This is a genomic window from Legionella sp. PATHC039 (assembly GCF_026191275.1).
Classification (GTDB): domain Bacteria; phylum Pseudomonadota; class Gammaproteobacteria; order Legionellales; family Legionellaceae; genus Legionella; species Legionella pneumophila.
In genome coordinates this window covers 2587784-2597907 of record NZ_JAPHOP010000001.1, presented here as the reverse complement: position 1 = coordinate 2597907, position 10124 = coordinate 2587784, and the positions used below count along the sequence as shown (strand labels likewise).

The following is a 10124-nucleotide window of genomic DNA, read 5'->3' as shown; positions in this document are numbered from 1 at the left end:
TTATGCGTGATAATTCCCATAATTCAAAAAAAAAGAGATGAATGGTTTTTTTAGCATGCTTTCAAAAGCCGTACAAAGAAAAATTTCTGCTCACTATAAGGTTGATTTGAGCCACGCCAGCATATCATCACTTGGAGGTGGAGACGTTAATGTAGCATACAAAATCCGAACGGCTCAAGAAAGTTTTGTACTTAAGAAAATTCAACTAAATGTTTATGCTAAAGAATACCAAGCGAGCTTAGATGATATTGTTTCCTCCCTTTATTTCATAGAGTCTATATGCAGGAATTTAAGTATTCAAGGCAATGTTTCAACTGCGGTAGAAGTTTTGGGAGATCCGTTTCTAATTCTTAAAGACGCCGCTTACATTCTTTATCCATTTATTGAGGGAAAGATTCTCGAAAACGAAAATATTACTTGCAATATGGTAAGTTTGATTGCAAAAAAACTATATCAATTACATCATTGTCCTCAAATTTATGATAAAGAATTTTCTGAAAAAAAGTTCCGACTTTATAAGGAAATTGGACTCTCAGCATTACAACATCCTCATCTCAAGAAAATTCATACCATCTTAAACATCATTCCATTGCTCAAGCGACTTAACCGTATCCTGACTTTTTTTAATGATAATCAATCTCGATTTCAGCAAGCCGTTAAAAACATGTCTTGTGAGACGGTATGCCATAATGATTTAAAACCTAAAAATGTGTTATGGACCACTCCTGAATTATTCTGGATAATTGATTGGGAGGCTGCTTCCGATTTTGATCATAAAGTGGATTATCTAGATACTCTTTTAGCCTGGTCTGTTGAAGCAAAAAATAAAATTCTTGATATTAACTTATCCAAAGTTTTGGCTTTTCAAAAAGAGTATTTTATTGAACCTCGAATACTAAGAGATGCAGTGTACGTAGTTTTGCTAAAATGGTTATTCTGGTTTTATTTTTGTCTGTCAAAAACATTAAAACACCCCTATAGAATTTTACATTATCGCTATCATGCTAGTTTGGCTTTAGATTATATGGAACTTATCATAGGTAAAAGAGAGCTTAATTTTTTAAGCAAAGGAGATGAAAAAAATGCCCCGGACTAAAGATCCTGACAACAAAGAGGGGTTGGTTATTGCAGTATTTGATTTTGATGGAACACTAACGTACAAGAGTACAACACTTCCATTTTTAAAGTTTGTTTCTCCACTCCGATTTTATTTGTTCTTTCTTCTGATATATCCGGTACTAATCGCTTATTTTTGCAAGTTAATCAGCGTTGATACCCTCAATTATTATCTTTGCTGGCTATTTTTTAAAAATAAAACAGTTTCTGAAATCCAATCATTAGGAAAAGTGTTTGCTCAACAAAAATTGAGCAAGTTTTTGCGAAAAGAGGCTATTCAAAAACTTCGGTTGCACCAAAATCGAGGTGATAAATGCCTCCTTGCGACCTCGGCTTATGCTGTATACATAAACCACTGGGCTGAAATTGAGCGATTTGATGGTGTGGTTTCTACCGAATTTGAAACTAATGGGCAAGTATTTACTGGAAAATTGTTAGGCAAGAGCTGTTATGGGGAACAAAAAATAAAAAAATTGGCGCCTTTTTTTAGTGTCAAGGCAGTAATTTATGCTTATGGTGACAGTCGAGGAGATCGAGAGCTTTTAGAATATGCAACTCATCCCTTCTATCGCTGCTTTTAATAGTGCAGGCTCCAGAAATGAAGTAGTTCCAGAGGTGTATCATTTGCTTTTATGAGTTCGCACTGCTCTTGCTATGCTACAAAGCAATTAAAAAAATGCGTAAGAAACGTGTGCTTTTCCACTGTGTTGCTTCTTCCGCTTTACTCATATTGCAATTTTTGAGGTTCTTTTTTTCAAGCATGAAACCCGGTATCTCTTAAAGTTTGGATTTCGTTTTGGTCTTGCCTTCTTTTTCCGTATTTATGTTTACTTCTTCGTTACCATAAATTTGTTCTTTTAGAGAAGTCATAAGCCCTGCCATAAAAAACAATTCGGCTGTTAAATACAATGGTGCAATAAGGGCTTGGGTAAAATTAACCATAAAGGCAGGTTTTTTTCCTTCAATAAAATGACCATAAAATTGTAATCCCCAGCCTACAACAAAAGTAATAATAAATACCCAAAGTCCGAGTTTCGTTGGGCCATCATAGTTAAACCAACTGGCCAGCCATAACAAAAAGATCAAAATGGGAGTTAATGCCAAGGCAAGTTGCCAGTTTAAAAGTAAGTAATAAATGAGAGCGGCAAGCGTAGCCAAACAAGCAAGATCGGTTGCATAAACACCTGGAATAATTATTTTAACAAATCCCAGAAAAATCATGATAGAAAGCATGATTAACGGGACTCCTGCCATATGCGTGTAACGCGTCGCTGGGTTTTGGTGGTAGGTTGCATAGAATTGAGCTTGCTCAATAAACGATTTCATTTTCTTTTCGTCCTGAAGTTAGGGTCATGAAGAAAACATAGCACATAAAATAAAGAAGTACCAAAAAGAGAGGAGGAGTTCTTAACTATTCGTTAAATCACGGAAGCAAGTCATGCTTCCGTATCTGTGCAGTTGCTATCCACTTATCAGTGGATTGTTCTGAGATATCTCATCATTTTCAATGGGGAAAGCATATCATCTGCTTCTATAGCAAATGCAATAATGTCTTTGGATTTGGTCGTATACTGACATATCCAATTGCCTTCTCCATCATCTTCCGGATGGGGAGATCCTGACATGGTTGAAAGTAATTTATTGCTTTCTGCCAATGCCATATCATCGTTTTCAGCTGTGATTGGACCTACAATAAACACCCAGCTTGAACTGGTATTGTAATGACTTAAATTATAGGTGATGTACATGCTCTCCAAAATTTCAGAAGACATGGACATCCCTTCCGATTGAATAGAGGGTACACTGGGGCATACTTCAGGTTTTATTGGATTTGCTAAAGAAGAGCCAGCCAAAATTACAGCACCGATACAAGCAGTCAACTGGGTTTTCAACATCATGTTACTTCTCCTTGTTACTTAGCAGTTAAAAATCTTCAAAAGACTAACAAGTTGAATTTTCAGTTGCAACCGTTTTAAAGGGATCTAATCAGGGTTTGTTTTACATGACCTTTTGCAGCAAGCAAAAGTTAATCCATCTTTATAAGGATATTTTTCCAAGGATATACAATACATTCCCATTTTCATGCCCTTCACGACTGGACCCAGGGATATAGGTTGCCGCAACCGTTATTCTTTTATAAAAAAGAGCAGCCCACGGCAATGCTCCGGGGATGGGGACATTATCATAATCAACCCGAGAGGTAACTAATACCGAGTATCCAAGGCCTGCTTTTAAATCTTTATTAACTGAAGCCGTTTTGAGATAGGCGTAACCAACGGCGGGCTCTAAATGGCCATGGGAATCCAGGAAGGCAATCGCGTAAAGCCCATGCCAGTTTCCCTTTTCATCAAAAAGACTTTTACCTAATCCACCACCCCATGCGGTTTCATTGTAGGACTTAATTTTTTCATTACTGTAAACATAGCGGTTATGCCAGGCATAGCCTGAAAAATACATATCATCATGGCCTTCTATCCATGTTTGGTGGATGCGTTGACAGACGGGCTTGAGGAAAGTTATCCAGCGAGAGCAAGGACTGGATGTCGTTTCCGCTGCAGCGGACGCATTTAAAGCGCAAATAATGGTTAAGCAGGAAACTAATCTTTTCATTCAATTTTTAACCTTTGCAGGGTTTCTCCTAGCTATAATTTAATGGTAGAGTTTAATTGTGTAAGGTTTTGTTAGATGGAAGATAACCGGAGTTTATGTTTATTGATAACTTAAATTTTGGAAATAAACAATAAAAAATAAACCTGAGAGCATACTATCATGGACTTGTTTCGTAAAAAAGATATAAAAGGGTCGCTAGACAATGAATCACATTTAGCTAAATGCCTTAGTGTTTTTGACCTTACTTTTTTGGGAGTGGGCGCGATTATAGGTGCTGGTATTTTCGTTCTTACAGGAATAGTAGCTGCCACTATAAGTGGACCAGCCGTGATATTCTCCTATGTTGTTGCCGGATTTGCCTGCGCTTTTGCTGCCTTATCCTATGCTGAGTTGGCTGCCAGCATAGGAGGTTGTGGCAGTGCTTATGGATATGCTTACGCAGGATTTGGTGAATTAATCGCGTGGATCGTCGGATGGGATTTGTTATTGGAATATTCTATTGCTGTATCGGCTGTTTCTATCGGGTGGAGTGGTTATGCCAATGATTTTTTAATGGCTCTGAAAATATTTATTCCGGCTAATTTATTACATGGTCCTGCTGACGGTGGGGATCTCAATATTTTAGCCATTTTGATCATAGCTGTTTTAACTACATTATTAATTGTTGGTGTGAAATCCAGTTCTCGATTTAATAATATCATGGTGCTTGTTAAGCTTTTGGTTATTTTTATTTTCATAGCTATCGCATTTGGTGAAGTGAAGGTTGAAAATTGGTCTTCTTTCATGCCCTATGGTTGGGCTGGTGTTATGAAAGGTGCTTCAATCATCTTTTTTGCCTACGTGGGGTTTGATGCTGTTTCTACTGCTGCTGAAGAAGCAATTAATCCTCAACGGGACTTACCCATAGGGATAATCGCTTCTCTGGCTATTTGTACAGTGATCTATATTCTGGTTTCAGGTTTATTAACCGGGATTGCTCATTACACTACTCTTAATGTTTCATCACCAATCAGCCATGTGCTGCTTGTCTTGGGTTATAAAACAGCAGCCGGACTAGTTGGTGTAGGCGCAATTGCTGGTTTAACCACAGTTATGTTGGTTCTGTTCTATGGATTAACCAGAGTATTTTTAGCAATGTCAAGGGATGGCTTATTGCCAAGGTTCTTATCCAAAACGAACGAACACACTAAAACACCAATTCGAATTATATTGCTATGTGGCATATTAATGGCATCTCTCGCTTCAGTAACTCCAATTGGTACCTTGGCTGAGCTGGTTAATATTGGAACCTTGTTTGCCTTTATTATTGTATGTGGAGGTGTTTTATATTTAAGGCGAACTCATCCTGATATGGAAAGGCCATTCAAAACACCTTTTACTCCTTATGTTCCTATATTAGGCATAATAAGCTGTTTTTATTTAATTTTGAATTTGCCATGGGTAACGATATTGCGTTTTATAATTTGGATGCTAGTTGGTATAGCGGTCTATTTTGCATTTAGCAGGACAAATAGTGCCTTAAGTGTTGAGGGAGATTGTGCTGCCGAGTGACACCATAATCTAGGCAGTTGGTGAGATGGTCATAATAGCGGCAGCAACTAATGCTGCTGCTGGAATGGTAAGCAACCAAGAGTAGAATATCCTGCGTAAAACTTTCCAGTGGGCGCCACCTATGCCACTGATTAGCCCAACTCCCGCAATGGAGCCAGTGACCGTATGGGTGGTTGAGACAGGGACCCCAAATTCTGTTGCAGCGAAAATGGTAATGGCTGCTCCTGTTTCAGCAGCACAACCCTTCAGGGTGTTAAGTTTGGTAATTTTAGTTCCCATGGTATGTACAATCCTCCAGCCACCAGCCAAAGTCCCCAGACTAATTACCCCATGACATGAAATGACGACCCAAAATGGCACATAAAATACACCATCAAGCCAAGATGCGGAAAAAAGTAATACCGCAATGATACCCATCGTTTTCTGTGCGTCATTTCCTCCATGCGTGATACTCAATAATGCTGAAGATATCAGTTGAAAACTTTTAAATAATGTATTCAGTTCCTCTTCGTTCTTATGTCTGAGAAACAAAGAGAAAATATGAGTAAATAATAAGCCAATCAATAATCCTAGAACAGGAGATATAAATATCCCTGCCGCTACTTTGGCAAAACCTGTAATCTTGAGTGAAGACAGGCCTCCCTTGGCTATTGCCGCACCAGCTAATCCGCCAATTAAGGCATGAGAGGAGCTTGATGGCAGTCCATAATACCAAGTCACCAAATTCCAGAATATCGCTCCTATCAGGGCTGCTAAAATAAAATAAGTATCCACCAGATCTGTATCGATTAGTCCGTAGCCTATTGTTTGGGCTACGGTTAAATTGAAAATCAGAAAAGCAATGAAGTTAAAAAAAGCAGCCCAAAGTACAGCTTGTCTTGGCGTCAAAACACCTGTAGTGACTATGGTTGCAATCGAATTGGCGGCATCATGAAATCCGTTGATAAAATCAAATACGAACGCAATAAATATGACGAATAGAATGAATATCGTATTGTAGTCCATATGTAATCATATCCTGTTAAATATAATAACTGCTCTGAGTCATTAATTTTGATACAGCATTCATCAATTGCTTAATAATATAGGGAAGTTCAACTGCTCCAGCTTCCATGGCTGTATGCGCATGATGTTCCTCGTCTTCTTGCATTCTTTTTAATATGGCTATAGTTTTTTTATCCTTTTCCGGGAGATAATGCAGATGCCTTTGTAAATGAGCGGTTACTTGGCGCTCTGTTTCAGCAACAAATCCCAAGCTGATTTTATCGCCAGCCAATCCAGCCATGGCGCCTAATAGAACCGAACCACAATACCAGATGGGGTTTAAAAGGCTGGGTTTGCTGCCTAATTCATACAAACGTTCTTCGCACCAGGCCAAATGATCCACTTCTTCAGCCGCGGCACTAGCCATTTGCTCTTTGATGTGAGTAAGTCGTGCTGTTAAAGCTTGTCCTTGATAAAGCGCTTGAGCACATACTTCTCCAGCATGATTTACTCTCATTAACCCTGAAATATGTTTTTTTTCCTGAGTGGAAAGCACAGTATCAGCCAGATTTTCAGCGGGAGATTGGCGCGTTGTAATACGTTTTTGTGGCAAAATGATGGTTCGAAGCGCACTATCGACTTCAACTATTAACCTATCGAGGAAGCTTGATGTTCGCATGGATACTTTAAAAATAAAGTGTAAGATCTCTATGTTAACTTGATTAGTGTGTAGTTTGAAGTCATTAGTCAATTAAATTTTATAAGGCTATTTAATATCGGTGGCTGCGATTTAAGATGGAGTTGTTTATGGGGTAAATTTTACACATCTATTTTGATTATTACACAATAAGATCCTAAGCTTTATTATACAGAAATGATAGGTGTAGGTCTAAATTGGCACATGATAGATAAAATGAGGAAGAGTAAAAAGCCACATCCATTAAATCATATTGCTTCAGGAGATAATTTCAACCATCTTAACCTGTTAGAACGAAGCTTAATAAGCCAATTGATTGAATTGAGTTATGATCAAAATACTCTACATACTTTAAGCTTAAGTGGGTTGAAATTACTTGGCAAGCATCCCTTATTAAAAGATACAATCACTGCAGTTTGGTATTATGATGGCAGCCATATTAATATTCTGGCATCTAATGGATTAAAATTTGATGCGCCAAAGGAATTGGAGAAATTTTTAGCTGTAGTCTCAGATTGGCATTTTTTAAAAATATATAAGACAAAAATCAAGAAGTATTCTGAAGAAAAACCAAAGCAGCGTGTCGATATTTGCCTTGATAAATATCAAGGGAATTTATTTTTTATTAGTTTTTGGTTTGATTCTATTGACTGTAACTTTGAAATACTAATGCCTTTTTTTAAAGATATTCTGGGTATATTAAACCTGTCATTAGCCAAATTGATGAATAAAAAAAGGGAAAAGCTGCTGACCACTATTTTGGAAAAAGCTGGCGACTCGGTCGAAATAACGAATGAAGAGGCAGTCATTCAATATGTTAATCCCGCTTTTGAGAACATCACTTTGTATAATGCTTGTGAAGCAATGAATAAAACAGTGGCGTCCTTATTGCGCTCACCGGTCGAAGACGCTCAGTTGTTTGAAGAAATAAACCAAACCCTTAAATCAGGGAATACATGGAAGGGGCAAATACGCTCAAGAAAAAAGGATGGCAGCTATTGGATCGCTCAAGCCATCATCGTTCCTGTGATGGATGATGAATTGGGGAGAATTACCCAACATATAGCAATTAAACAAGACATTACGGAACAAGTACACCGATTCAATCAACTAAAAATCAGTGAAGAACGATATCGAAATCTGATGAATGCTGTATCGGATGGTATTTTTATCCATAATTTGCAGGGAGCATTTTTAGAGGTTAATGAAGCAGCTTGTTTGTCTTTGAATTATAGCAGGGAAGAATTAATTAACTCCTATGTTTGGGATATTGAAGTGGGATTTTCTCAGAAAAGTTTAAATCAGTTGTGGGAAAATGTTCAAAAGGGCCCCATTAATACAGAAGGCATGCACCGCAGAAAAGATGGCACAATTTTTCCTGTTGACGTTCGTTTGGCACTTTTTAATGCGACTGGGGAGAAATTGGTTTTAGCTATCGTACGGGATATTTCACTTCAAAAACGCTCTGAAGCAACTATAAGAAAATTAACACGAGCATTAGAGCAAAGCCCTATTTTAGTCATAATAACTGATAAAACGGGAACCATTGAGTATGTCAATGCAAAAGTGATAGAGCAAACAGGTTATCGCAAAGAAGAATTGGTTGGTGGAAATACAAGAATTTTACGGTCAGGCCAAACTCCTCATGAAATTTATAAAACCATGTGGGAACACTTAGCCAATGGGGAAGAGTGGCATGGTGAGTTGCTGAATAAAAACAAATCCGGAGAGCATTTTTGGGTATCAGCAATTATTTCTCCAATTCGTAATGAGAATGAAGAGATAACTCATTATCTGGCTGTTATGGAGGATGTGACTCAGAAGAAAAGCTACGAGGAAATGTTAAAATACCAGGCAACATTTGATAATTTAACCAACCTTCCCAATCGTCTCTATGCGGTTAATAAATTGGAACGAGCTATTTCAACGTCCCAAATCAACAATCAAAAATTAGCGGTGCTGTTTTTAGATTTGGATGAATTTAAACAGATTAATGATTCCTTGGGGCATGCGGTTGGAGATTTATTATTAAAAGCGTTATCGGAGCGCTTTCTATCTATGATACGGCAAACCGATACTATTGCACGCTTAGGTGGTGATGAATTCATGATGATTCTAGAAAACATCATGCAGGATAAAGACGCTGAAAGCATCGCAAAAAAATGCCGGGAAATTTGTTCTCAGCCTTTTGTTATTGAATCTCAAGAGCTATTCGTCTCTACAAGTATAGGAATTGCAATATATCCTGATCATGGCAAGGACGCCAAAACGTTAATGCGTAATGCAGATGCAGCCATGTATCAGAGTAAGATACGGGGCAAAAATAATTGGACGGCATTTCAAAATACCATGATTGAGGGGGCAAATAACCATATCCGTATTAAGACGGAATTACATCAGGCGTTTACCCGTAATGAGTTATATATTTGCTACCAACCGATCATTGATCTGAAGGAAAATAAGGTCGTCGCTGCGGAGGCCTTGCTACGTTGGCAGAATACAACCTTAGGTCAAATTAATCCTGATCAGATTATTCCCTTGGCCGAGGAGACCGGTATGATTATTCCATTGGGTTATTGGATTTTGGATAAGGTGTGCGCACAAGCGAAAGAGTGGGAATTTATTACCGGCAGCAAGATAAAAGTAGCGGTGAATATCTCTGCTTTACAATTAAAGCAAAAGGATTTTATTCATAAGGTACAACTCATTTTGAAAAGGACAAAATTATCTACAGATTCCCTAATTTTTGAAGTTACAGAATCGGCATTTATTGATGATTCAAAATTCATTTTATCTCAATTAAACAAATTAAGTGACATGGGCATTCATTTTTCTTTGGATGATTTTGGGGTGGGTTATTCTTTCCTGCAGTATATTAAGTCCTATCCGTTCAAAAATTTAAAAATTGATCGGGTTTTTATCCAGGGTGTAAATACAAGTCATAATGAGTTAAGTTTGATTAATAGTATTATAACTATGGCGCGCAGTCTGAAATTATCAGTTATTGCTGAAGGAATAGAAACAGCAGAACAGCTGGAGTTAATGCGCTCAATGAACTGCGATATGGTACAAGGATGGTATTTTTCCAAGCCTTTGAGCGGGGATAAATTTTTGTTTTATTTAATGAATAAGTAAAAATGTACCAGCTGCCGTGCCTAATTTAAAG

Annotated in this window: 9 protein-coding genes; 4 read left to right on the top strand and 5 right to left on the bottom strand. The window is 37.7% G+C overall.

What is annotated here, in order from left to right; all coding sequences use genetic code 11:
• Positions 1–37 precede the first annotated feature (37 nt).
• Entirely contained in the window at positions 38–1096 is a 1059-nt protein-coding gene (locus OQI99_RS11850; protein ID WP_061513975.1) for a phosphotransferase, read from the top strand.
• Entirely contained in the window at positions 1083–1697 is a 615-nt protein-coding gene (locus OQI99_RS11845; RefSeq protein ID WP_265732070.1) for an HAD-IB family hydrolase, read from the top strand. The genes OQI99_RS11850 and OQI99_RS11845 overlap by 14 nt, the downstream gene beginning before the upstream one ends.
• Positions 1698–1893: 196 nt before the next feature.
• On the opposite strand, the gene OQI99_RS11840 is transcribed toward OQI99_RS11845, so the two are convergent.
• The 3 genes from OQI99_RS11840 to pagP all read right to left on the bottom strand — a co-directional run bounded on the left by OQI99_RS11840 (position 1894) and on the right by pagP (position 3726).
• Positions 1894–2442, bottom strand: a complete 549-nt coding sequence (locus OQI99_RS11840; RefSeq protein ID WP_265732069.1) for a DUF962 domain-containing protein — start codon at positions 2440–2442, stop codon at positions 1894–1896.
• 146 nt (positions 2443–2588) lie between these two features.
• The gene (locus OQI99_RS11835) at positions 2589–3014 is read right to left on the bottom strand and encodes a DUF4949 domain-containing protein (RefSeq protein ID WP_265732068.1); all 426 of its coding nucleotides are present in this window, start codon (positions 3012–3014) and stop codon (positions 2589–2591) included.
• A gap of 139 nt (positions 3015–3153) precedes the next feature.
• Positions 3154–3726 carry a lipid IV(A) palmitoyltransferase PagP gene (gene pagP, locus OQI99_RS11830; protein ID WP_061513971.1) on the bottom strand — a complete coding sequence of 191 codons (573 nt, stop codon included), beginning with the start codon at positions 3724–3726 and terminating at the stop codon, positions 3154–3156.
• A 159-nt stretch (positions 3727–3885) separates the two neighbouring features.
• Here pagP and OQI99_RS11825 point away from each other — a divergent pair, with 159 nt between their 5' ends.
• A complete protein-coding gene (locus OQI99_RS11825) occupies positions 3886–5277 on the top strand; it encodes an amino acid permease (protein WP_061513970.1) in 1392 nt (463 codons plus the stop codon).
• Positions 5278–5286: 9 nt separating this feature from the next.
• Here OQI99_RS11825 and OQI99_RS11820 read toward each other — a convergent pair whose 3' ends face one another.
• Entirely contained in the window at positions 5287–6282 is a 996-nt protein-coding gene (locus tag OQI99_RS11820) for an inorganic phosphate transporter (RefSeq protein WP_061513969.1), read from the bottom strand.
• Between the two features lie 16 nt (positions 6283–6298).
• The gene (gene coq7 / locus OQI99_RS11815) at positions 6299–6940 is read right to left on the bottom strand and encodes a 2-polyprenyl-3-methyl-6-methoxy-1,4-benzoquinone monooxygenase (protein ID WP_265732067.1); all 642 of its coding nucleotides are present in this window, start codon (positions 6938–6940) and stop codon (positions 6299–6301) included.
• Positions 6941–7162: 222 nt separating this feature from the next.
• On the opposite strand from coq7, the gene OQI99_RS11810 reads away from it, so the two are divergent.
• Complete coding sequence (locus OQI99_RS11810; protein ID WP_322783705.1) at positions 7163–10093, top strand: EAL and GGDEF domain-containing protein; 2931 nt, start codon at positions 7163–7165, stop codon at positions 10091–10093.
• Positions 10094–10124 lie beyond the last annotated feature (31 nt).

Bases quoted from the DNA above. Each gene is read 5' to 3' on its own strand.
- OQI99_RS11850 (WP_061513975.1), top strand. From the start codon at position 38: ATGAATGGTTTTTTTAGCATGCTTTCAAAAGCCGTACAAAGAAAAATT.
- OQI99_RS11845 (WP_265732070.1), top strand. From the start codon at position 1,083: ATGCCCCGGACTAAAGATCCTGACAACAAAGAGGGGTTGGTTATTGCA.
- OQI99_RS11840 (WP_265732069.1), bottom strand. From the start codon at position 2,442: ATGAAATCGTTTATTGAGCAAGCTCAATTCTATGCAACCTACCACCAA.
- OQI99_RS11835 (WP_265732068.1), bottom strand. From the start codon at position 3,014: ATGATGTTGAAAACCCAGTTGACTGCTTGTATCGGTGCTGTAATTTTG.
- pagP (WP_061513971.1), bottom strand. From the start codon at position 3,726: ATGAAAAGATTAGTTTCCTGCTTAACCATTATTTGCGCTTTAAATGCG.
- OQI99_RS11825 (WP_061513970.1), top strand. From the start codon at position 3,886: ATGGACTTGTTTCGTAAAAAAGATATAAAAGGGTCGCTAGACAATGAA.
- OQI99_RS11820 (WP_061513969.1), bottom strand. From the start codon at position 6,282: ATGGACTACAATACGATATTCATTCTATTCGTCATATTTATTGCGTTC.
- coq7 (WP_265732067.1), bottom strand. From the start codon at position 6,940: ATGCGAACATCAAGCTTCCTCGATAGGTTAATAGTTGAAGTCGATAGT.
- OQI99_RS11810 (WP_322783705.1), top strand. From the start codon at position 7,163: ATGATAGATAAAATGAGGAAGAGTAAAAAGCCACATCCATTAAATCAT.